Annotated in this window: 21 protein-coding genes; 16 read left to right on the top strand and 5 right to left on the bottom strand. The window is 65.3% G+C overall.

Annotation, left to right across the window (positions count from 1 at the left end):
- Nucleotides 1-67 precede the first annotated feature (67 nt).
- Complete coding sequence (locus WT53_RS02285) at nt 68-1129, top strand: glycosyltransferase family 4 protein (RefSeq protein WP_034209586.1); 1062 nt, start codon at nt 68-70, stop codon at nt 1127-1129.
- 104 nt (nt 1130-1233) lie between these two features.
- Here WT53_RS02285 and WT53_RS02280 read toward each other — a convergent pair whose 3' ends face one another.
- On the bottom strand, nt 1234-1530 hold the full coding sequence (locus tag WT53_RS02280) for an H-NS histone family protein (RefSeq protein ID WP_034183894.1): 297 nt from the start codon (nt 1528-1530) through the stop codon (nt 1234-1236).
- A 299-nt stretch (nt 1531-1829) separates the two neighbouring features.
- On the opposite strand from WT53_RS02280, the gene aqpZ reads away from it, so the two are divergent.
- A complete protein-coding gene (aqpZ, locus tag WT53_RS02275) occupies nt 1830-2570 on the top strand; it encodes an aquaporin Z (RefSeq protein ID WP_034209587.1) in 741 nt (246 codons plus the stop codon).
- Nucleotides 2571-2701: 131 nt separating this feature from the next.
- On the opposite strand, the gene WT53_RS02270 is transcribed toward aqpZ, so the two are convergent.
- Entirely contained in the window at nt 2702-3526 is an 825-nt protein-coding gene (locus WT53_RS02270) for a Cof-type HAD-IIB family hydrolase (protein WP_034209588.1), read from the bottom strand.
- A gap of 183 nt (nt 3527-3709) precedes the next feature.
- Nucleotides 3710-4591 carry a BadF/BadG/BcrA/BcrD ATPase family protein gene (locus WT53_RS02265; RefSeq protein WP_034209589.1) on the bottom strand — a complete coding sequence of 294 codons (882 nt, stop codon included), beginning with the start codon at nt 4589-4591 and terminating at the stop codon, nt 3710-3712.
- Nucleotides 4592-4733: 142 nt separating this feature from the next.
- On the opposite strand from WT53_RS02265, the gene WT53_RS02260 reads away from it, so the two are divergent.
- A complete protein-coding gene (locus WT53_RS02260) occupies nt 4734-5336 on the top strand; it encodes a DNA-3-methyladenine glycosylase I (protein ID WP_034209590.1) in 603 nt (200 codons plus the stop codon).
- 91 nt (nt 5337-5427) lie between these two features.
- Here the strand turns inward: WT53_RS02260 and WT53_RS02255 are convergent, their stop codons facing one another.
- Nucleotides 5428-6663, bottom strand: coding sequence for a PepSY domain-containing protein (locus WT53_RS02255; RefSeq protein WP_034209854.1), 1236 nt, complete (start codon nt 6661-6663; stop codon nt 5428-5430).
- Between the two features lie 229 nt (nt 6664-6892).
- On the opposite strand from WT53_RS02255, the gene WT53_RS02250 reads away from it, so the two are divergent.
- Nucleotides 6893-9016 (top strand): TonB-dependent siderophore receptor, encoded by a 2124-nt coding sequence (locus WT53_RS02250; RefSeq protein WP_034209591.1) that lies wholly within the window; start codon nt 6893-6895, stop codon nt 9014-9016.
- 166 nt (nt 9017-9182) lie between these two features.
- Here WT53_RS02250 and rpsU read toward each other — a convergent pair whose 3' ends face one another.
- Nucleotides 9183-9395: a 30S ribosomal protein S21 gene (gene rpsU, locus WT53_RS02245; protein ID WP_006401410.1), complete on the bottom strand. Its 213-nt coding sequence runs from the start codon at nt 9393-9395 to the stop codon at nt 9183-9185.
- A gap of 519 nt (nt 9396-9914) precedes the next feature.
- On the opposite strand from rpsU, the gene WT53_RS02240 reads away from it, so the two are divergent.
- The 12 genes from WT53_RS02240 (at nt 9915) to WT53_RS02185 (ending at nt 22095) form a co-directional block, all read left to right on the top strand.
- Complete coding sequence (locus WT53_RS02240) at nt 9915-11069, top strand: flagellin (RefSeq protein WP_034209592.1); 1155 nt, start codon at nt 9915-9917, stop codon at nt 11067-11069.
- A gap of 132 nt (nt 11070-11201) precedes the next feature.
- Nucleotides 11202-12710, top strand: coding sequence for a flagellar filament capping protein FliD (gene fliD / locus WT53_RS02235; RefSeq protein ID WP_034209593.1), 1509 nt, complete (start codon nt 11202-11204; stop codon nt 12708-12710).
- A gap of 25 nt (nt 12711-12735) precedes the next feature.
- Nucleotides 12736-13035: a flagellar protein FliT gene (locus tag WT53_RS02230; protein ID WP_034209594.1), complete on the top strand. Its 300-nt coding sequence runs from the start codon at nt 12736-12738 to the stop codon at nt 13033-13035.
- A gap of 253 nt (nt 13036-13288) precedes the next feature.
- Entirely contained in the window at nt 13289-15643 is a 2355-nt protein-coding gene (locus tag WT53_RS02225; protein WP_034209595.1) for a tetratricopeptide repeat protein, read from the top strand.
- A gap of 145 nt (nt 15644-15788) precedes the next feature.
- On the top strand, nt 15789-16955 hold the full coding sequence (locus WT53_RS02220; protein ID WP_034209855.1) for an aminotransferase class I/II-fold pyridoxal phosphate-dependent enzyme: 1167 nt from the start codon (nt 15789-15791) through the stop codon (nt 16953-16955).
- Complete coding sequence (locus tag WT53_RS02215) at nt 16945-17655, top strand: WbqC family protein (RefSeq protein WP_034209596.1); 711 nt, start codon at nt 16945-16947, stop codon at nt 17653-17655. The genes WT53_RS02220 and WT53_RS02215 overlap by 11 nt, the downstream gene beginning before the upstream one ends.
- Nucleotides 17652-18287, top strand: a complete 636-nt coding sequence (locus WT53_RS02210; protein ID WP_034209597.1) for a trans-aconitate 2-methyltransferase — start codon at nt 17652-17654, stop codon at nt 18285-18287. Before WT53_RS02215 ends, WT53_RS02210 begins: the two co-directional genes overlap by 4 nt.
- Complete coding sequence (locus WT53_RS02205; RefSeq protein ID WP_034209598.1) at nt 18287-18946, top strand: acetyltransferase; 660 nt, start codon at nt 18287-18289, stop codon at nt 18944-18946. Before WT53_RS02210 ends, WT53_RS02205 begins: the two co-directional genes overlap by 1 nt.
- An 8-nt stretch (nt 18947-18954) precedes the next feature.
- Nucleotides 18955-19932 (top strand): hypothetical protein, encoded by a 978-nt coding sequence (locus WT53_RS02200; protein ID WP_034209599.1) that lies wholly within the window; start codon nt 18955-18957, stop codon nt 19930-19932.
- The gene (locus WT53_RS02195; RefSeq protein WP_034209600.1) at nt 19923-20627 is read left to right on the top strand and encodes a phytanoyl-CoA dioxygenase family protein; all 705 of its coding nucleotides are present in this window, start codon (nt 19923-19925) and stop codon (nt 20625-20627) included. Before WT53_RS02200 ends, WT53_RS02195 begins: the two co-directional genes overlap by 10 nt.
- Nucleotides 20628-20706: 79 nt before the next feature.
- Nucleotides 20707-21117, top strand: coding sequence for a hypothetical protein (locus tag WT53_RS02190; protein ID WP_060258312.1), 411 nt, complete (start codon nt 20707-20709; stop codon nt 21115-21117).
- A gap of 576 nt (nt 21118-21693) precedes the next feature.
- Nucleotides 21694-22095, top strand: a complete 402-nt coding sequence (locus WT53_RS02185; RefSeq protein WP_034209601.1) for a hypothetical protein — start codon at nt 21694-21696, stop codon at nt 22093-22095.
- The last annotated feature ends 171 nt before the right edge of the window (nt 22096-22266 follow it).

Here is a 22266-nt window from a genome sequence, read left to right as displayed (position 1 = left end):
GTTCCGCCACCTTGTACGGATCCGCATCGGCGCCGTCGCGCCGTCGGATCGACACAGGAGAACACCCATGCGAATTGCCCAGATCGCGCCGCTTTACGAAGCCGTCCCGCCGAAACTCTACGGCGGCACCGAGCGCGTCGTGTCCTACCTCACCGAGGCGCTCGTCGAACTCGGCCACGACGTGACGCTGTTCGCCAGCGGCGACTCCGTCACGTCGGCCCGCCTCGAGGCGGCGTGGCCGCGCGCGCTGCGGCTCGACCCGTCGGTCCGCGATTCGATGGCGCCCCATATGCGGCTCCTCGAGCAGGTCGCCCGGGTCGCGCACGAATTCGACGTGCTGCACTTCCACCTCGACTACCTGCCGTTCCCGCTGATGTCGCGCCTCGACACGCCGTACGTGACGACGCTGCACGGTCGCCTCGACCTGCCGGAGCTGCAGCCGGTGTTCGACGCCTTCCCGGATTCGCCGGTCGTGTCGATCTCGAACAACCAGCGCAAGCCGCTGCCGCAGGCCGCGTGGGCCGGCACCGTGTACCACGGGCTGCCCGACACGCTGCTCACCCCGCAGCACGTGAAGCCCGAATATCTCGCGTTCCTCGGCCGGATCTGCCCCGAAAAGCGTGTCGACACCGCGATCCGGATCGCCGCGCAAAGCGGGCTGCCGCTGAAGATTGCCGCGAAGGTCGACAAGGCCGACGCGGACTACTTCAAGGAAGTGATCGAGCCGCTGCTCGACCAGGCGCATGTCGAATTCATCGGCGAGATCAACGAAGCGCAAAAGCCGGCGTTCCTGTCCGGCGCGAAGGCGCTGCTGTTTCCGATCGACTGGCCGGAGCCGTTCGGCCTGGTGATGATCGAGGCGATGGCCTGCGGCACGCCGGTCGTCGCGTTCAACCGCGGCTCGGTACCGGAAGTAATCGAGGACGGCGTGACCGGCTTCATCGTCGAAGACGTGCAGGGCGCGGTCGGCGCGCTGCACCGGATCGACAGCCTGTCGCGCAGCGCGATCCGCGCGCGTTTCGACACGCGTTTCAGCGCGAAGGCCATGGCGCAGCGTTACGTCGAAACTTACGAATCGCTATGCGCGGCAACCAAGCAACCGGCATTGCGCCGGGTTGCGGGCGCCTGACACGGAAATCCGCACGGAAAATATTCCGGTAAATCCGCGCCGAAATCGGCGCGCAAAACAAAAGAGCCGCATCGTCGATGCGGCTCTTTCTATTCGGCTTGCGCTCACTCGATCAGGAAACGATCGCGGTTTTTGCCGGCGATCCAATTCGGCGGCTTGCCGCGCCCGCTCCAGGTTGCACCCGACTTCGGATCGCGGTATTTCGGCGGCAGCGGCGCCTTCTTCGGCGGACGCCCGCGCCGCGCCCGCTCCGCGAAGCCCAGGTCCTGGGCCGTCAGGCCATACTCGGCAATCATTCGCTGGACATCGGCAATCACCGCTGCCACTTCCTGGCGGCGCACGTCGTCCGCCTGGGCCTGCAGATCGGCGATCTGCGCCTTGAGTTTCGCGTATTGAGACATTTTTCGACTCCCCTTTTCGATGATGCGGCCCCGGCGAATCCGGCCGGGACACCAACATCCGTTACGTCGTCCGCACTGCCGCCCTGCCCTTCGAAATTAATGCTGCCATCTTTAACCGAATCGCCTATATCGAGAATGCGGACTTATTCTAATAAAAGGCATTCGTCAGCCATTCAAATTTAACAATCGTTTACCCTCCTGCGCCCGATTCATTTCCTATAATCCAGACCAATTCCGGACGACGGAATAAATTCGTTGCGTCGTTCGGGGTCTTCAACCCACTTGAACGAGGTCCTTAGATGAATCTTTCTCAGCGTCTCGCTGCAGAGGTATTCGGCACGTTCTGGCTGGTGCTCGGCGGGTGCGGAAGCGCCGTGCTGGCCGCCGCCTTTCCGGGCCTCGGCATCGGCTTTGCCGGCGTCGCACTCGCCTTCGGCCTGACCGTACTGACGATGGCATTCGCAATCGGCCACATCTCGGGCTGCCACCTGAACCCGGCGGTAAGCGTCGGCCTGACGGTCGCCGGCCGCTTCCCGGCGCGCGATCTCGTGCCGTACATCGTCGCGCAAGTCGTCGGCGCCACGCTCGGCGCGTTCGTGCTGTACCTGATCGCAACCGGCAAGCCGGGTTTCGACGTCGTCGGCAGCGGCTTTGCGACGAACGGCTTCGGCGATCGCTCGCCCGGCCATTACTCGCTCGCCGCATCGTTCATCTGCGAAGTCGTGATGACGGGCTTCTTCCTGTTCGTGATCCTCGGCGCGACCGACAAGCGCGCGCCGGCCGGCTTCGCGCCGATCGCGATCGGGCTGTGCCTGACGCTGATTCACCTGATCTCGATTCCGGTCACCAATACGTCGGTGAACCCGGCGCGCTCGACCGGCCCGGCGCTGTTCGTGGGCGGCGACGCGATCGGCCAGCTCTGGCTGTTCTGGGTCGCGCCGCTGATCGGCGCGGTACTCGCAGGGATCATCTACCCGCTGGTCGCCGGGCGTGACGACGCCGTCGACCTGCTGCCCGCATCAGCTCGCACAAGCGAATAAAACGTTACGGGGTCAAGCGAGCAGAGCAGCGAGCCTCACGCTGTCGAAGAACATCGAGGCAGGCAATTTCGACGGGCGCCCCTGGCGCCCGTTTTTCATTGCTGCACGGAAAACGCCGCCGGCGCGGGCGCTCAGGACGCGACGACGTCGTCTTCGAGCGAGAACAGCGTGCGCAGGTGGCGGGCGACGCCCGCGTCGAAGTTGTTGCCGATCCGCGGGATGTGGGGCAGCCGCGCCACCAGGTCGGGGTTCGCGTTGTTCATCATGAATGCGTGACCGGCGGTTTCGAGCAGGTCGATGTCGTTCATGTTGTCGCCGAACGCGATACAGTGGCCGGCGTCGATGCCGAGCCGCGCGAGCACCGTGCGCAGCGCGCGCCCCTTCGACACGTTCGCGGTCATGACTTCGAGGCAGTCGGGCAGCGAGTACGTGACGTACAGCGTATCGCCGAACTGCACGCGCATCTGCTCGGCGACGACCGCCAGATCGGCCGGTTCGCCGATATACAGCACCTTCGCAATCGCCGCGCCGTCGTGCGCGGCCATGTCGATCACTTCGTACCGGAAGCCCGAATCCTGGTGGAATTCGAGCAGGTGCGGCGCTTCGCGGTCGATCAGCCAGCCGTCGTTGGTGAACAGGTTGACGATCACGCGGCCGTGCGCGCCGACGACTTCCGGCTGCACCAGGCTGCGCACGACCGCTGCGTCGATGTCCTGCGCGTGGATCGTCGTGTCGTCCGGCGCATGCACGCGCGCGCCGTTCGACGTGATCAGGTACGGCCGAATGCCGAGGACATCGCGAATGCCGGCGACGTCCGCATAATGGCGCCCCGTGGCGATCACGAACTGCACGCCGTCGCGGTCGAGCCGACGAACGGTGTCGATCGTGTACGGGTCGAGCTGGTGGTCGCTGTTCAGCAGCGTACCGTCGAGATCGGTGGCGATGACTTTGTACATGGGACGGGAGAGTGGCGCTCGCGGCACGGAGGAAGCGTCATTTTAACGTCGTGCCCGACAGCGCGCCGGGCGGTTGCCGGGCCCGCGCCGCTTGACGCGCTGCTGCGGCGCGGCATCTGCTGCACGCGCCGCTCACCTTAATCGCCCTCCGCGGCCCTGGCCGACTTGGCCGATCTGGCCGAACTAGCCGCCCTCCGCCGCCCGCAACGCCTGCAGCGCGAGCCGCAGCGCACCATGCGCCGAATCGTCGAGCGGCGCGCGCAGCCGTGCGGCGTGCCGCGCCGGCACGGCCGGCGCGAGCGCGTCCGCCAGCCCACCGCACAGCGCGACCGGCAGCGCCTGCTGCGGATCGAGCGCGTCGATCATCTTGCCGATCTCGTCGCCGGCTTGCGCGATCAGCGCGCTCGCGACCGGATGCGCGCGGTGCGCGAACACGATCGGCGCAAGACGCGCGTAGGCCGTCTGGTTCGCGTCGCACGACCACTCGACGAGCGCGTCGCGGTTCTGCGCGCCCGTTTCCGCAAGGAGAGCCGTGGCGAACGCGTCGCGCGGCACGCGACCGTCGAGCGCCTGTTGCGCATAGGCGAGCGCGCGCACGCCGAGCCACGCGCCGCTCGCCTCGTCTCCGGACGGAAAGCCGAAGCCGCCCGCGATCCGGCACGCGCCGGTCGCATCGAGCGCCGCCGCGATGCTGCCGGTGCCGAGCGCGACGATGAGCCCCGGCGCGCCGCCGTGCGCGCCGACGACGGTCGTGTACGCATCGCTCTCGATCGCGAGCGCGCCGAGCGGCGCCTTGGCGCGGAACGCGGCGAGCCACGCCGCGTTGTTGACGCCGGCGAGCCCGCAGCCGAGCGCGCACTGCGACCACTCGAACACGAGACCGGCCTGCGAGAACGCGTCCGCGCAGGCCGCGCCGATCGACGCCCAGGCGCGCTCGATACCGAGGCCGAGCCCCGACGGACCGCCGCGCCCCTGCGCCAGCTCGCGCCCGTGCCGGTCCGCCAGCACCGCGCGCGTGCCCGTGCCGCCGCCGTCGATGCCGATCGCAAAAAGTAATGCCGCCATGCCTTCATCCCGCTGATTCGAACAGGCGCCAAGCTTAACCGGATCGGCGCCGCGCGCCCATCTGCCGTTCGGCCGGCTATCCCGCCAAAAGGGCTTCCGCTATGCTGGCGCGATCGAATCGACACTGAAAACGAGGCAGACGATGTCGCAGCGGTGCAACTGGGTGAAGACGGAAGCGGACGCTCACTATCACGATACCGAGTGGGGCGTGCCGTCGCACGACGATCGCCACCTGTTCGAAATGCTGATCCTGGAAGGCGCGCAGGCGGGGCTGTCGTGGTCGACGATCCTGAACAAGCGCGCGGGCTATCGCGAAGCATTCGCCGATTTCGACGTCGACGCCGTCGCGCGCTTCACGCCCAAGCGCATCGAGAAGTTGCTGGAGAACCCGGGCATCGTGCGCAACCGCGCGAAGGTCGAAGCGGCGGTGACCAACGCGCGCGCGGTGCAGCGCATACGAGAAGAGCACGGGTCGCTCGCCGCGTTCCTGTGGTCGTTCGTCGGCGACACGCCGGTTCAGAATGCGTGGCAGTCGTACCGCGACGCGCCCGCGTCCACCGAACAGTCCGACGCGCTCAGCAAGGCGCTGAAGGCGTACGGTTGCAAGTTCGTGGGCTCGACGATCTGCTATGCGCTGATGCAGGCGACCGGCATGGTCAACGATCACGAAGCCGGCTGCCCTTGCCACGCACGATGCGCGGCGCTCGGCGGCAAGCAGTCGGCACGCCGGCGCAAGGCGGGCTGACGGCGCCAGTGCAAACCCGGTACGGACGCCGCGCCGCCGCCCTGCGGCGGGGGCACCGTCCGCCGGCCGCTCGTGACTTGCCGTTCGGCCGTTACCGCGCCGCGCGCGACAACGCCGATACGACCGCCCGCGCGCTCCGCGCAGCTCGCACGCGTGCGCTGCGCTTCTTCACCCAGATGCAGATGCCCGTCACGCTCAGCATCGCGATCACGATGCCGAGCACGCTCACGGCGACACGTCCGGCGACACCGGCGATCCGCCCCGAGTGCAGCGGAAACTGCGCCTGCATGAACAGGTCGCCGGCCGAACCGCGGCCCGGCACCTGCGCGGCGACGGGCTTGCCGGTCACCGCATTCCAGTACAGCCACGCGTTGCCGAGCCCGACGTCGCCATGGTCGTTGCCGGGCGTGAAGAACCCGACCGCATAGGCATTCATCGCCGGGGCGAACAGCAGCGCACCCGGCGGCGCGGCGATTCCCGCGTCGCGGCCGGCCGAGCGCGCGATCTCGACGATCCGCTCGCGCGGCAATACCGGGCTGCCCGGCGGGGCCGGCGGGAAATGTTCGGGATTCGTGTACGGCGTTTCGGCGAGCGGCGACACCAGCGAGACCAGCGGGCGCACGACGGGCACCGCAAGGTTCATCGAAATCGACGTGACCGCGACGATGAGCAGCAGCCCCCACACCCACACGCCACCCGAGCGGTGCAGGTCGAACACGAGCGGATAGCCGCCGCGCCGCACGCGGAACGCGAACGACTTGCGCCAGCTTTTCAGGTTCGGAAACGCGAGCACGAGCGCGATCAGGCTGTCGATCGCCCACACGATGCCGACGACGCCCATCACCCAGAACCCGAAATTGATCCCGCCGTACACGGGCAGGAACAGCGAGTAGTGCAGCCGGTAGATGAACGGCATCAGGTCGAGCCGCGCGAGCGACGGCGCGCCCCATTCGCGGCGGCCCTGCACCGTGCCGGTCGCGGGATCGACGGCGATCTGGCTGAAACCGAGTGCGTACGGCTGGCCGGTTGCCGGATCGGTACGCGGCATCACGCCCGCCTGCAGCGTGTGCCCCGGTTCGATCGCGAGCGGCAGATAGGTCACCTGCACGCGCGGATCGGCGGCCTCGATGCGCGCCGCGAGCTCGAGCGGCGCAAGCGGCGCCGCGCCGCTGCGCGCGATATAGAAATCCGGGTTCAGCGCCGCATCGAGTTCATGGTCCCACGCGATCAGCGCGCCGGTGAGCCCCGCGACGAACAGGAACAGCGCGATGGCGAGCCCGAACCAGCGGTGCAGGCGCACGAGAAACGGTCGCAGGAACGCGTTCATCGCGTGCGCGGCGAAAGAAAAGCGGGCCGGCACGAGCGGCGGCCCCGATTCGACGAAATGCAGTTCATTTGATGTCGGGCGCCGCGCAACGATCGTCCGGCCGGGTCGGGCGAGGCCGGATGCCCTTGTACGCGGCATGGAATTGTTGCGCGGTTGGCGGGTTTTGATACGATGCGCGACATTTTAACGCAATGCGAATGATTCTTACTCGCATTTTTACTCGCTCGCCATGACCGTCTGCCTCGCCCGCCCGCCTGTCCGTCCACGCCGCGTGGCCGCCGCTCTCGCCTGCCTTGCCGCGTCGCTCGCGCACGCGGACGATTCGCCCGGCGACGCCGCGGTACTGCCCGCCCTCAACATCACGGCCGCGCATGATTCGCCGCAACACTTGACCGACACGATCTCGACGGGTGCGCTCGGCACCCGCCGCCAGCTCGACACGCCGTTCTCGACGACCATCGTCACGTCGGAAGAGCTCGAGGCCCGCCAGCCGTACAAGCTCGGCGACGTGTTCGCGAACGACGCGTCGGTGTCGGACAACAGCGGCGCCTACAGCGCCTGGGCCAGCTACATGACGGTGCGCGGCATGCAGCTCGACTGGCAGAACGGCTACAAGATCGACGGACTGCCGTTCGTCACGTACGGCATCACGATGCCGTACGAGCAGCTCGATCGCGTCGAACTGCTGAAGGGGCTCGGCGGCTTCCTGTATGGCTTCGTGACGCCGGGCGGCGTCGTCAACTACGTGACGAAGCAGCCGGGCGCCGAACCGGTGCGCAGCGTCGACATCGGTTACCGGAGCACCAACGTGTGGACCGAGCATGTCGATCTCGGCCAGCGCTTCGGGCCCGACCACATGTTCGGCGCGCGGCTGAATGCGACCCACGAGGAAGGCAAGACCTACAACGACGGCAACATCCGCCGCGACAGCGTGTCGCTCGCGCTGCAGGCGAACCTGACGCGCGACCTGTCCGTGTCGTTCGGCGCGCTGTACCAGGACCGCCGCACGACGGGCCAGACGCCGTCGATCTTCACCGGCAGCTATCCGGGCGGCGCGCTGCCCGCGACGATCAGCGGCGGATCGACGAACCTGGGCGGCAAGGACCAGTACCTGAACACGAACCTGCAGCTCTATACGACCGGGCTGCAATACCAGCTCTCGCCCGACTGGCAGCTCGACGTCACGTACAGCTACAGCAAGGCGACGCGCCGGCGTAACGAAAGCACGCTCTACCTGCAGGACGCGGCCGGCTACTACACCGACAGCCGCTACGTCGGCATGGAGGATCACCGCTTCAGCCAGTGGCGCGCGATGGTCGAGGGCAAGGTACGCACGGGCCCGTTCAGCCACCAGATCGTGCTCGGCGCGTCGTGGCAGAAGCAGGCGAACGACTATTCGGCGAACAGCGTGTTCGTGCCGCTCGGCGCCGGCAACCTCTATGCGCCGAATCCGTACCGCTACGAGAGTCCGCACGGTTTCATCCAGTACCGCACGAGCGAGATCGTGCAGAAATCGCTGTTCGCGAGCGACACCGTGCAGTTGACCGAGCGCTGGTCGGTGCTGGCCGGCGTGCGCTACATGAACTACACGCAGCGCGCGTTCCAGGCGAGCGGCGTCGAGGACCCCGGCTATCGCCAGAACGGCGTAGTGACGCCGACCTTCGCGGTGATGTTCAAGCTCGCGCCGACGACCACCGCGTACGCGAGCTACGCCGAGTCGCTCGAGCCCGGCAGCCGCGTGAACGACGTCTACGCGAACGCGGGCCAGGTGCTCAAGCCGTTGCGCAGCAAGCAGTACGAGCTGGGGATCAAGAGCGAGCACGCGCGCTGGAGCGCGACGGCCGCGCTGTTCCGCATCGAGCGCAGCGCCGAATACGCGAACGCCGCGAACGTCTACGTGCAGGACGGCGAATCAATCATTCAGGGGATCGAGGTCGGCGCGCGCGCGAAATTCGGCGCGCACTGGAACGCGGGCGTCGACACGATGCTGCTCGACGCGTGGTACGCGAACGGGATCGGCAACAATGGCAACCGCGTGGCCGGCGCGCCGCGCTTCGTGCTCGCCGGCGACCTCGGCTATGCGGTGCCGGGCGTGCCGGGGCTGACGCTCGGCGTCGACGCGAAATTCACCGGCGCGACGCCGCTGCGCGCGGCCGGCGGCCTCGACGCACCGGGCTTTCTCGTCGTCAACGCGGGCGCCCGTTACCTGACGCGGGTCGGACGGCACGACGTGACGCTGCGCGCATCGATCGACAACGTGTTGAACCGCCGTTACTGGGAATACCAGTACGCGGACTACGTGAAGCCGGGCGACCCGCGCACAGTGAGCCTGAGCGCGAAGATCGATTTCTGAACGCCGCGGCCGGCGGCCGCAACCCGCTGGCCGCAGGGTCTCGCCAGCCGGCGGGAACACCCGCGCCGCAATGGCCCCGGGATTTTCCCGGCCCGCAAAAGCAAAACGGCGGAGCGGCCTCTTTCGAGGCACACTCCGCCGTTTTGCGGCGAACCGGCAGACGCTCTTAGTGGAGCTTCTTCGGCAGCATCTGGCTGCGCAGACGCTTGTGCAGGCGCTTGACGGCTGCTGCCTTCTTGCGCTTGCGGACTGCGGTCGGCTTTTCGTAAGACTGGCGCTCACGCAGTTCAGCGATCAGGCCATTTTTTTCGATAGCGCGACGAAAGCGGCGAATCGCCACTTCGAACGGCTCGTTTTCTTTCAGAAGAATCGTCGTCATGTCGTTCCTAAATTGCTTAAACGGTCAAAAACGTAGCGGCCAAGCGCCACGCACCGGCCATCCGAGCGTCCCCACAACAGGCGAAACGAGCGGAAATACGGCCTCGGAGGCCGGAAAAGAGAGGCGGAAAGCACCGCGAGTACGCTTCACAACCGCGTGCAGCGCCGCGTTTGACTGCCAGCAGACATGCCGAAACCGGCAAAGGCGTGACAGAAAATCTCAATTCAGCCCGCCATCATAGCAGGGAATCACAGACAAAACCACCCTTTTGTCGGTCGTGTGTGGACAGCGTCGCGACTGCGTCTCCGCGCCTGTTTCTGCCCCATTTAATCCGGCGCCGTGCTGCGCCGGTCCGAATTGACAAAGAAGGATAAAAAATCGGGCCGAATCTGCAAGCGCCCCTCAAGTTTTGTTTTGGTACGCCGAAATCCTGCTCTGAGGCGGCCAGCAATGAACGAGTGCTTCCGCCGACGCCAAAACGGCTTTCCAGGGCTTTCGGCTTACACAGGAGATTTTTCCATGCTCGGAATTAACAGCAACATCAACTCGCTGGTTGCACAGCAGAACCTCAACGGCTCGCAAAACGCCCTGTCCCAGGCCATCACGCGCCTGTCGTCGGGCAAGCGCATCAACAGCGCAGCGGACGACGCGGCAGGCCTCGCGATCTCGACCCGGATGCAGACCCAGATCAACGGTCTGAACCAGGGCGTGTCGAACGCCAACGACGGCGTGTCGATGATCCAGACGGCATCGAGCGCACTGTCGTCGCTGACGAACAGCCTGCAGCGTATCCGCCAGCTGGCCGTCCAGGCGTCGACGGGCACGATGTCCACGACCGACCAGGCAGCACTGCAGCAGGAAGTTGCGCAGCAGATCCAGGAAGTGAACCGTATCGCGTCGCAAACGACGTACAACGGCACGAACATTCTCGACGGCTCGGCAGGCATCGTGTCGTTCCAGGTCGGCGCGAACGTCGGCCAGACGATTTCGCTCGATCTGAGCCAAAGCATGTCGGCTGCGAAGATCGGCGGCGGCCTGGTGCAGAAGGGCCAGACGGTGGGTACGGTGACGGGCCTGTCGCTCACGAGCGCCGGCGCATACACCGCTTCGGGCGCGACGATTACCGCGATCAACGTGATTTCGGACGGCCAGGGCGGCTACTCGTTTACGGACCAGAACGGCCAAGGCATCACGTCGGGCGCCGCAACGGCCGTCTTCGGTTCGAACGCAACGGCCGGCACGGGCACGGCAGTCGGCGCACTGTCGCTGCAATCGGGCGCAACGGGTGCGGGCACCACGGCTGCACAACTGACGGCAATCAACAACGCCATCGCCCAGATCAACGCCGTCAACACGCCGAAGACCGTGTCGAACCTCGACATCAGCACGGTCAGCGGTGCGAACGTCGCGATGGTGTCGATCGACAACGCGCTGCAGACGGTGAACAACGTGCAGGCGGCACTGGGCGCGGCACAAAACCGTTTCACGGCAATCGCCACGGCGCAACAGGCGGAATCGACCGACCTGTCGTCGGCACAATCGCAGATCACCGACGCGAACTTCGCGCAGGAAACCGCGAACATGTCGAAGAACCAGGTGCTGCAGCAAGCAGGCATCTCGGTGCTCGCACAGGCGAACTCGCTGCCGCAGCAGGTCCTGAAGCTCCTGCAGTAACCGCGTAGCAACTCACGGCCGGGCCCCGCGTAACGCGCGGCCCGGCCGCAGGCACTTGGCGCGCGGGGCGTTGCTCCGCCGCCAGGTCTTCATCCAGAACTTCCCGGATCACCCGCCGCACGGAGCAACACGATGTCGACGATCAATCCCGCCGTCACCGCCGCCAACAACTCGGCCAACAGCGCGCTGCAGCAAGCCGCCCAATCGATCATCAGCGGTTCGACCGGCAACTCGTCGATGGACGTCAACTCGCTCGTGACGGCACTCGTCAATGCGAAAACCGCCGGTCAGGCCGCCGCGCTCAACGCGCAGCAAAGCAGCGACAACACCCAGATTTCCGCGTACGGCGCGCTGTCGGCTGCGCTGAGCGCACTGCAGGCCAGCCTCACGACGCTGTCGAACGGCTCGCTGCAGAACACCTTCACCGCGACCGCGAGCAGCACCGGCCTCACCGCGACCGCGGGCGCCGGCGCGGTGGCCGGCAGCTATTCGGTCGGCGTCACGCAGATCGCGACGTCGCAGTCGCTGTCGTCGGCCGCGTTCGGCGCGTCGACCGCGCTCGGCACCGGCACGATGACGCTGTCGCTCGGCAGCCAGTCGTTCACCGTCGACGTGAACAACACCAACAACACGCTGTCCGGCATCGCCGCCGCGATCAACTCCGCGACCGGCAACCCGGGCATCGTCGCGTCGGTCGTCAACGGCAGCGACGGCGCGCACCTCGTGCTCAGCTCGACGCCGACCGGCGCGGCGAGCACGATCGGCGTCGCCCTCAGCAACGTCGCGAGCGACAACGGCCTGTCCAGCCTCGGCGTCACGTCGACGGCCAGCACGACGGGCGGCCAGTCGACGATCGCGTCCGCGAACGGCAGCGCCGCGTGGAAGCAGAGCACGGCCGCACAGGACGCCGCGTTCACGATCAACGGGATCGCCGGCACGAGCGCGAGCAACACCGTGACGAGCGCGATCACCGGCGTCACGCTGAACCTGACCAGCGCCGCCGTCAGCGCCACGCAGCCGCAAACGTTGACGGTCGCGACCGACACGAAATCCCAGGCCGCCGCGATCAACAACTTCGCGACGCTCTACAACACGCTCGTCACGACGATGGGCTCGCTGTCGAGCTTCACGTCCGGCGCGTCGTCGCAAGGCCCGCTGCTCGGCGACTCGACGCTCAACACGATCAAGAATGCGCTCGCGTCGATCGTCGCGAGCGGCGTGAACAGCAACGGCTCGACGGTCAACCTCGCGTCGATCGGCGTCACGCTGCAGGCCGACGGCACGCTGAAGGTCGACAGCACCGCGCTCAACGGCGCGCTGCAGAACAATCCGACGGGCGTCGCGTCGCTGTTCAACTCGACGAACGGGATCGGCGAGCAGTTGACGACGAACATCACGAACTACACGAAGACGAACGGTTTGATCGCCGCGCGCACGACCGCGCTCAGCAACGATCTGAAGAACGTCGCCCAGCAGCAGACGACGCTGACGAACTACGCGGCACAGCTGACCACCCAGTACCAGGCGCAGTTCACCGCGCTCAACACGCTGATGGCGACGATGAACAGCAACTCGCAATACCTGACCCAGCTGTTCGGCGGCGCGAACAGCGGCGGCGCGCTGGCGAACAACAAGAGCTGACCGCTAGCCGGACAGGAGAGCCTCGATGGAACAGACCGAACTGATCGCCCGGATCGACGCGCTGACCGACTCGATCGAACACGCGGCCACGATGGCCGACTGGGCCGAGGCCGTGCGCCTCGCCGATGCGCGCTGGCAGCTCGTCGCGCTGCTCTCGACCGATCAGCCGCCCGTCGGCATCGCCGCGATCCGCCGCATGCAGGTCAGCAACGACCGCATCTTCGCCGACGCGCAACGCGCGCAGCAGGAGCTGACCGACGAATACCAGGCGGCGATGAGCCGCGTGCAGGCCGTCGGCCAGTACCAGAGCATCGCGAGCCGTTGAGACGCGCCGCGCGACGTGCTCGACGCGCGCGCCGCCCACCCGACAACAAGAACTACACGCTGATGTGAGGGCGTGCTCGTTCGCCTCCCCGCCCGCCTCGTGCGGGCGTTTTTTTGGGTGCCGTCAGGCCGTCACGCCTGCGTCTACGCGACCCAATCGGCGGAATTGGCCGCGCTTTTGACACCATCTCGCCGGTTCGGTGCGGCCACTCGTTACAGATAATGGCAAACACCGAACAACCGCGCCCCTTGCCATGCTCCCACTCGACTCATCCGACCGCGCCACACTCAGCCCGGAGCAGCAGTTCGAGCAAGATATCGCGCTCGTCATGCAGAACGCCATCAAGCACCATCACGACGGCGCATTGAGCGATGCGGAAGCCTTGTATGGCGCGATCCTCGACGCCATGCCGGAACATGCAGACGCGAACCACAACCTCGCAGTACTGCTGGTCGACACCGATCGGCCCGCCGACGCGATTCCGCACTTCGAAATCGCACTGGGAGCGAACCCGGGCAACGGCCAATGCTGGGTCAGCTACATCAACGCGTTGTTCCGGGCAAACCAGACGCCGGCGGCATGGGTCGCCGTCGAAATGGCACAGCAGCGCGGCGTGCACGGCCCCGCCCTGGACGGCCTGATCTCGCAAATGGCCACGCCCACCGTGACGTTCCCGACGGCAGCCGCCGCAGGTCCGGCCGCTCCGGCCAGCATCACGCTGACCATTTCGTCAACGCGGCAACTCGACGAAAGCAAGAAGGAGAACGTGCCCGCGGAGCACGTGCGCAAGGCACCGCTGTCCAGCCTGCGCAAGCACGCCGCCCTCTTCGACAAGCGGCGCTCGGCGGAGGCGCTCGCGCTTGCACGGCGGCTCGTCGCGGACTATCCCGATGACGGCGCGTGCTGGCGCACGCTGGCGGTCTCGCTGTACAAGGAACGGCAATACGTGGAGATGGCGGACGTCGCCTATCGCGCACTCGAAACCCTGCCCGGCGACCTCCTGTTACGCACGCTGCTCGCCGACACGCTGCGCCTCATGACGCGGCACCAGGAAGCGGAAGTCCAGTGCCGCGCGATCATTGCGGCGCAGCCGACGCACATGGAGGCGCACCGCATTCTCGGCATCGCGCTGCACGGGCTGCGACGCCAGCAGGAAGCCGTCGCGGCATGTCGACGCGCCGTGGAACTGGCGCCGCACATGGCACCACCAAACGGCGCACTCGGCTTCGTGCTGCTCGATCAGGGCGCTGCGCGGGAGGCGGTCCCCTGGCTGCGACGCACCATCGAAATCGATCCGAACGACAGCGTGTCGCACAGTTCGCTGCTGTTCAGCCTGATTCACGACGACGCCAACACGCCCGAAATGCTGCTCGACGCGCATCGCGCGTTCGGCAAGCAGCATGAAAGACATGCGTTGCCGAAAAAATACGCCAATTCCCGCGACCCCGAACGCCCGTTGCGGATCGGCTTCGTGTCCGGCGACTTGCTGAACCATGCGGTCGCGCACTATCTACTGCCCGTCGTCGAACACCTGAGCCGCGACCCGAACCTGTCGCTGCACTTCTACTACAACTTCGTGATCGACGATCACGTCACGGCGAAGCTGCGCGCGTACTCCACCACGTGGCGAACCGTAACAGCGCTGAGCGATGCCGCGCTCGCGGAACAGATCCGCGACGATCGTATCGATATCGTAATCGATCTCTCCGGTCACACTGGTCGCAACCGCCTGGTTGCGCTTGCGCGCAAACCCGCACCGTTGCAGGCATCGTGGATCGGCTACCCGGGCACGACGGGCATGCGCACGATCGACTACTACCTGAGCGACGGCGTCGTCACGCCGGCCGGCGAACTGGACGAACAGTTCGTCGAGAAGATCGTGCGCATGCCCGCACTGGCGCCATACGCGCCACCCGCGAACTGCCCGCCCGTCAACGGCTTGCCAGCGCTCCACAATGGCTACGTCACCTTCGGCAGCTTCAACCGGCTCAACAAGTTGCGCCAAGACGTGGTTGCACTGTGGGCCGCAGTGCTGCGCGCGAAGCCTGACGCGCGGATGGTGATCGGCGCGATCGAGCAGGATCTCGATCGCGAGACGATCGCCGGTTGGTTCGCAGCCGAAGGCATCGATCCGGCACGCCTGACCTTCCAGTCGCGCGCGACCATCGCCGTCTATCTGCAGCAGCATCACCATGTCGACATCTGCCTCGACACCTTCCCGTATGCCGGCTCGACGACGACGCTCAACGCGCTGTGGATGGGGGTACCGACCGTCACGATCGCCGGACGATCGATCCCGACCCGAGGCTCCTCAAGCTGGCTCAAGCGGGTCGATCTCGACGCCTTCGTCGCATACGACAAAGACGAATTCGTCCGCAAGGCCGTCGCGCTGGCCGGCGACCTCGACACGCTGCAGGCGCTGCGCACCAGCCTCCGCGATCGCTGCCTTGCATCGGCTCCGTTTCATCCGGACGTCGTCGCGCAGGGGCTGTCGGTCGCGTTGCGAATGATGTGGCGGCGATGGTGCGCGGGCGAAGCACCGGTCTCGTTCGATGCCGTCCTGCCCGACCCGCCGACATCGGCGCACATCGAACAAGCGACCGGCTGAACGGCCTGACAGCCCCAGGATGTTCGACCGGCCGGCCAGGGCAGACCATGGCATTCCCGTGAATTGGCTCGCAAACCGCCCCCTGCTCGGTCAATCGCTAGTGCAACACGCGCGCTAGAGTGTTCTCACGATCAACGGTGTGCGCATTGGCGCTCGAGACGTACGACTTCGGGAACGCATCATGGACAAGCTCATACCCGTCACACAGCCCTACATGCCTCCACTGGACGAGTTTCTCCCGTATCTGAACCAGATCTGGGAGAGCAAGATCGTCACCAACGGCGGGCGCTTCCATGCGGAGCTCGAGCGAGCGCTGTGCGAATTCCTCGGTGTCGAGCACATTTCGCTGTTTTCCAACGCGACGCTCGCGCTGATCACGGCGCTCCAGGCGATGAAAATCACCGGCGAAGTCATCACGACGCCGTTCAGCTTCGTCGCCACGACGCATGCGCTGCACTGGAACGGCATTCGCCCCGTGTTCGTCGACATCGATCCCGTGTCCATGAACCTCGATCCCGGGCGCATCGAAGCGGCGATCACGCCGCAGACCACCGCGATCCTGCCCGTACATGTCTACGGCTATCCGTGCGACGTCGAGGCAATCGAGCGGATCGCCGACACCTACGGCTTGCGTGTGCTCTACGACGCCGCCCATGCGTTCGGCGTGCGGCGCCACGGCCGCTCGGTGCTCGAATTCGGCGACATGTCCGTACTCAGTTTTCACGGCACCAAGATCTTCAATACGTTCGAGGGCGGCGCACTCATCTGCCGCGATGCAAAGACGAAGCGACGCATCGATCATCTGAAGAACTTCGGCTTCGTCGACGAAGTAACGGTGATCGGCCCCGGCATCAACGGCAAGATGAACGAGGTGCAGGCGGCCTTCGGCCTGCTGCAGCTCGAACACATGGATCGAATCGCGGACGGCCGCGCGCGCGTGGACGAGCGCTATCGGGCGGCATTGAAGAACGTGCCAGGCCTGCTGCTGCCGCCGGTGCCCGAGCACTGCACCCGCAACCACTCGTACTTTCCGGTGCGCATCACCCGCGACTTCCCGGTGACGCGCAATGCGCTCTACGATGCGCTGCGCGCGAACAACGTCGCGGCGCGCCGGTATTTCTATCCGCTGATCAGCGAGTTCCCGACCTATCGCGGCCTGCCGTCGGCGGCGCGCTCGAATCTGCCCGTCGCCAGCGACCTCTCGCACCAAGTGCTGTGCCTGCCGATCTATCCGGCGCTCACCGCGCGCGATCAGGATCGCATCATCAACATCGTGCTGGCCGAGGCAGGTCTGACGCAACATGCAAGCTGAACGCCGGCTGGCCGTCATGCAGCCGTACTTCTTCCCGTACATCGGCTATTTCCAATTGATGGCCAGTGTCGACACGTTCGTCGTGTTCGACGACGTGAGCTTCATCAATCGCGGCTGGATCAATCGCAATCGCATCAACGTCAACGGTGCGGCGCACATGATCACCATGCCGTTGCGGCAGGCCAGCCAGAACCGGCTCATCTGCGATATCGACGTGGCAGACGACGCAAACTGGCGGCCCCGGATCCTGCGCACGATCCATCAAAGCTATGCACGCTCGCCGCATTTCTCGCGGGTGTTCCCGATCATCGAGCGCATTCTGATGCACGACGCACGCAACCTGGCCGATTTCCTCGTGCATGGCCTCATCGCGCTGCGCGACCACCTGCGGCTCGACACACACATCGTCGCGACGTCGCGACGCTACGAGAACGCATCGTTGAAGGCACAGGCGCGCATCATCGACATCGGTCGGCAGGAGCGCGCGGCTGTCTACGTGAATCCGGTCGGCGGGCAAGAACTGTACGATCCGCATGCGTTCGCCGCCGCCGGCCTGCAACTGAAGTTCCTGACACCTGACCTCGCGCCATACACCTCCGTCCGCGGCCCGTTCATTCCCGCTCTGTCGATCATCGACGTGTTGATGTGCAACGACGATTCAGCGATCGACCAATTGCTGACGGGCGCCACCTTGTCATGAAAGACGATCTCCACACCACCCTCATCCGTCACTACGAGTCGTGTCTCGAACGCCACGGCGATACGCATCGCGGCGTGGACTGGCCCAACGCCGAGGATGCCGACACACGCTATCGCGTGATGCTCGAGCTGGTGCGGCCCGGTTCGACGCCAGCCGCACTGCTCGATTTCGGATGCGGGGCGTCGCATCTGTACCAGTACATGCTGGACCACGGCATCGACGGGCTGAGCTATGCCGGGCTCGATGCGTCTCCGGCATTCTGCGACCTGTCCCGGCGCAAGTATCCGCACAACGACTACCAATGCGTCGATGTGCTCGCAGAACCCGACCGGCTAGGCGAATACGACTACATCGTGATGAACGGCGTCTTCACCGAGAAACGCGAGCTCGGCTACGACGAGATGTTCGAGTATTTCACGCGCGTGTTGCGCGTCGTGTTCCCGAAGGCGCGCAAAGGCATCGCGTTCAACGTGATGTCGAAGGAGGTCGACTGGGAGCGCGACGACCTGTTCCACGTGCCGGTCACGCAGTTGACGCACTTCCTGTCGCGCGAGCTGTCGCGCCACTATGTGCTGCGCCACGACTACGGGCTTTACGAGTACACGACGTACGTGTACAGGGAGCACAACTGATGGCAAACGTCATTCTGTTCGGCCTGCAAGACTATGCAGAACTCGCGCACTACTACCTTCAGCACGATTCGCCGCACACGGTGGTCGCATTCTGCGTCAACCGGCAGTACTTGCCCGAGAGCCGAACGTTCAGGGGCCTCCCCGTGATCGCATTCGAGGACGTCGCCGAGTCCCATCCTCCGGGCGACTTCAGTTTCTTCGCGCCGATGTCGCCGAAGCGGATGAACCGCGAACGCGAGAAGATCTTCAACGACCTCAAGACACGCGGCTACCCACTGATCAGCTACGTGAGTTCGCGCGCCACTGTCTGCCACAACACGATCGGCGAGAACTGCTTCATCCTCGAAGACAATACCCTTCAGCCGTTCACGACCATCGGCAACAACGTCGTGCTGTGGAGCGGCAACCATATCGGCCATCACGGGCGCATCGCCGATCACGTGACGATGACCTCGCACGTCGTCATGTCCGGCCATTGCGATATCGGTGCGTACAGCTTCGTGGGTGTGAACGCCACGCTGCGTGACGGCGTGACGATCGGTGAAGGCACGTTCATCACGATGGCTGCCGCGATCACGAAGTCGACGGAACCGTGGTCGGTATACAAAGGCAATCCCGCGGTCAAACTGGCAATGGCCAGCACTGATCTGAAACTCTAGGAAAACCCATGGCAGGCATACGGTGGGACAAGCAGGGGCTGATCTATAAGCCCGATGCACGGCTGCCCTGGGCGAAATCGCACGCACAAATTCCGACGGTAGCAGGGGGCGACGGCGATACGCTGCAACTGCTGTTCAGCAGTCGCGACGCGGACAATCGCAGCGCGATCGCCAGCATGGCCGTGCGTACAAACGCACCCGCCGAGATCGTGTCGATCGGCCCCGATCCGGTACTGCCGCCGGGTGCGCTCGGCACGTTCGACGACTGCGGCACGATGCCGTCGTCGGTCGTGGAGCACGAAGGCGTCCGCTATCTGTATTACATCGGCTGGAACGTGCGCAATACGATTCCGTACCACAACGCAGTGGGCCTCGCGATCAGTGAGGACGGCGGTCATCATTATCGGAGACTGTTCGAGGGGCCGGTGATGGATCGCACGGCCGACGAACCGCACTTCTGTGGCACCACCTGCGTCCGGATCGAAAACGGCATCTGGCGCAACTGGTACCTGTCGTGCACCGGCTGGACCCTGGTCGACGGCAAGCCCGAAGCGCGCTATCACCTGAAATACGCGGAATCCCGTGACGGCATTCACTGGTCGCGCGGCGGCCGCGTCGCGATCGACTACCTGGACGGTCACGAAGGCGGCCTGGCTCGCGCGTCGGTTCATTTCGACGGCACCCGTTACCGGATGTGGTTCTGCAAGCGCAGCCACGACGGGTACCGCGAGCGTTCGTCGGTCAGCTACCGGATCGGCTATGCCGAATCCACGGACGGTATCACCTGGCATCGCCGCGACGAGGAGGCGGGACTCGACGTATCACCGAGCGGGTGGGATGCGTTCATGGTCGCCTATCCCGAAGTCGTGCAGGTCGGCGAGCGCCTGTACATGTTCTACAACGGCGACGGTTTCGGTGCGAGCGGGTTCGGGTACGCGCAAGCGCGGATCGGTAGCGGAATTCAGGGCGAGACAACATGGACGTGATCGCAGGTAACTTTCGCGAACTAGGTTATGCGGTCGTTGCACACAGCACGCTGCAGTCGGCGATGAGCGCCGTGCGGACGAAATTCGAGCAGCACTTCATCCCGAGATTCGGCGACGACACGACGCGCAACCGCAACATCATCAAGCTGCTCGCTGAAGATATCGATGTGAAGCGCTTCTTCTGCTCGCCGGAGCTGGCTGCCGCGCTCGACCGTCACGTCGGCATCGTCATGCCGGTGCAGACAGGCCCGATCGTCACGCACTACACGGCGAACGATCGCATCGGCAACAACTACGGGCTGCCGTATCACCAGGACTGGCCGAGCATGGGGACATCCTCTCGCGGCGTGATCGCGTGGACGTCGCTCACGGACATCCGCCCCGGAGCGCCCGGACTACGCATCGTCCCGGGCAGCCATCGGCGCGGACTGTGGGCGGGAGAACAGACCGACCGCGGCTATGTACTCCACGATCAGGAGATCGATGGCGCCTGCGACCTGGAGATCGACGCTGGCCACGTGCTCTTCATGTCGCCCTATCTCGTGCATCGGACACTCACCAGCGACGCGGTCGACTGGAAACTGTCGCTGTCGTGCCGCTTCGACGATTTCGCGTGCGATCAATGGAGTCACCGCGGGTTCGTGAGCGCTTACCGCACCGCTGTCGACCGGCAAGCCTATCTGTCGGGGTTCTGAGCACGGCACGCGGTGCCGCGGGCCGTGGCGATCGGCGTACGAAGATACAGTTCCATAATCCCGCGTAGTTCTGCACCGGGTGCTTGCTCGCGATGGTCAGACCGAACTCGCCGAGACGGCGCGTAAGCAGATCCATCTTCGCGTCCTCGATCTCGATCCGCAGTTGCCTGCACGCACCCAGGCCCTGCGTCGCATCATCGATGAGCGGGACCTCATGCCCGTCGACGTCGATCGTGACGTACTCGAACCCCGCCGCCATCCGAGCAATCGCTTGCTCGGCGCGAGCCAGCGCAACATGAGTTCGCGCACCGTCGTCTCGATGACGTGCCGATCGAAACCGAACGCTTGCGCGCGAGTCAACGCTTCCTCGCTCACGAGACTTTCAACAGCGACAAACTTCCAGCCATTCATGACGGCCTTGTTCGATTTCATGCATGGCTGGAACGCGTGTCCGCTGCTCCCGATCGGACCTCCCCCGAGAACGCGTTGATTCTAGCGATGCGCGATCGATTCGAAGCGTTGAATCGATTCAGCAAACCCGGGGCAATTCGCGTCGTTCGCGCGAAGAGCCAGCCAGTGCGGGACGGCGAGCACGACCCGCGGCGTGCAACGATCGCTGCTGGGTTACGACATGCCGCGGATTCGAGCCATGCGTTCGGATCGCGGCGGATCGTACCGACGGGCCGTGAACTCGCAGACCGAGACCATCGCTGCGCACCCAATGCCGGCGTGTTCAGACATCGTCAAGATGCGTGCCCGGCCTAAATTCGGTGTCAGACCTGCCGTTATAGCTAAAGCAAGGAAGACGTCATGCAAGAGACAGGCATTCGTCAATTACGACCGCTTGCGCATACGCCGGATCCTGCACGGTGGAACGGGGGGGCAACGCTTGGCATGAAACGGTTTCATGCCGTACCCGCACGGCCACCGGAACGCATGCCGGGTGTCCGCCTTGCCCCGTCAAGGGTTCATTACAGCGTGCCCGACGCGGGCGAAACCGGCGCCCCGGTGCGTCTCCCACGTACCGGGCAAATATCAATCAACAAACACTGAGAGAACTCAATTCATGCGTAACAAACTGATCACACTTGCGGCCATGGTTCCCCTGATGTGCGACGCAGCGACGAGCGTCGTGATTGACGCGAAGGCCAATTGCCTCTCCAGCTACGTCGGGACCGTATCTGGCGGCACACCGGTCAAACTCACGCTCGCTGGCGGCCGGTATGCAGTTTCGCTCACGTCGAACTCGATGAGTTGCAGCGGCGGCGCGCTGGCGAACGGCTGCAACATCGACACGGCGTTCATGCAAGGTGGCTTCGGCAACATTCGGTGGGGCGGTACGGCCACGGCACGCCCCACCGTCATCGAGATGCCCTCGAGCCTCTCGAACGTCTACGTTTATGTGAGTGACGATTACTGCGGCGACAACTCGGGACAGGCAACGTTGCTGATTCAACCCGCAAACTAAGCAACCCTCGCACGGCTCCGGCGGCCGGGCAGCCTGCCTGGCATCACCGCGATACGAGATGACCCGACCCGTCGAGCCGTGCATGATTCGCACCGTTGTCGATCACCATTGCGCCCGGCTCATCACGTCGGGCGTCGTGCATCGAAGGGCACGTGGGTGGCTTGTACGTGA

This window comes from Burkholderia sp. MSMB2157WGS (assembly GCF_001532755.1).
Taxonomy (GTDB): domain Bacteria; phylum Pseudomonadota; class Gammaproteobacteria; order Burkholderiales; family Burkholderiaceae; genus Burkholderia.
Note: the sequence above shows the minus strand (reverse complement) of the source record. Positions and strands in the feature narration are given on the sequence as shown.

Bases quoted from the DNA above. Each gene is read 5' to 3' on its own strand.
- WT53_RS02230 (WP_034209594.1), top strand. From the start codon at position 12,736: ATGGAACAGACCGAACTGATCGCCCGGATCGACGCGCTGACCGACTCG.
- WT53_RS02250 (WP_034209591.1), top strand. From the start codon at position 6,893: ATGACCGTCTGCCTCGCCCGCCCGCCTGTCCGTCCACGCCGCGTGGCC.
- WT53_RS02285 (WP_034209586.1), top strand. From the start codon at position 68: ATGCGAATTGCCCAGATCGCGCCGCTTTACGAAGCCGTCCCGCCGAAA.
- WT53_RS02240 (WP_034209592.1), top strand. From the start codon at position 9,915: ATGCTCGGAATTAACAGCAACATCAACTCGCTGGTTGCACAGCAGAAC.
- WT53_RS02255 (WP_034209854.1), bottom strand. From the start codon at position 6,663: ATGAACGCGTTCCTGCGACCGTTTCTCGTGCGCCTGCACCGCTGGTTC.
- WT53_RS02185 (WP_034209601.1), top strand. From the start codon at position 21,694: ATGCGTAACAAACTGATCACACTTGCGGCCATGGTTCCCCTGATGTGC.
- WT53_RS02200 (WP_034209599.1), top strand. From the start codon at position 18,955: ATGGCAGGCATACGGTGGGACAAGCAGGGGCTGATCTATAAGCCCGAT.
- WT53_RS02260 (WP_034209590.1), top strand. From the start codon at position 4,734: ATGTCGCAGCGGTGCAACTGGGTGAAGACGGAAGCGGACGCTCACTAT.
- WT53_RS02215 (WP_034209596.1), top strand. From the start codon at position 16,945: ATGCAAGCTGAACGCCGGCTGGCCGTCATGCAGCCGTACTTCTTCCCG.
- WT53_RS02280 (WP_034183894.1), bottom strand. From the start codon at position 1,530: ATGTCTCAATACGCGAAACTCAAGGCGCAGATCGCCGATCTGCAGGCC.
- WT53_RS02225 (WP_034209595.1), top strand. From the start codon at position 13,289: ATGCTCCCACTCGACTCATCCGACCGCGCCACACTCAGCCCGGAGCAG.
- WT53_RS02265 (WP_034209589.1), bottom strand. From the start codon at position 4,591: ATGGCGGCATTACTTTTTGCGATCGGCATCGACGGCGGCGGCACGGGC.
- rpsU (WP_006401410.1), bottom strand. From the start codon at position 9,395: ATGACGACGATTCTTCTGAAAGAAAACGAGCCGTTCGAAGTGGCGATT.
- WT53_RS02210 (WP_034209597.1), top strand. From the start codon at position 17,652: ATGAAAGACGATCTCCACACCACCCTCATCCGTCACTACGAGTCGTGT.
- WT53_RS02270 (WP_034209588.1), bottom strand. From the start codon at position 3,526: ATGTACAAAGTCATCGCCACCGATCTCGACGGTACGCTGCTGAACAGC.
- WT53_RS02195 (WP_034209600.1), top strand. From the start codon at position 19,923: ATGGACGTGATCGCAGGTAACTTTCGCGAACTAGGTTATGCGGTCGTT.
- aqpZ (WP_034209587.1), top strand. From the start codon at position 1,830: ATGAATCTTTCTCAGCGTCTCGCTGCAGAGGTATTCGGCACGTTCTGG.
- fliD (WP_034209593.1), top strand. From the start codon at position 11,202: ATGTCGACGATCAATCCCGCCGTCACCGCCGCCAACAACTCGGCCAAC.
- WT53_RS02205 (WP_034209598.1), top strand. From the start codon at position 18,287: ATGGCAAACGTCATTCTGTTCGGCCTGCAAGACTATGCAGAACTCGCG.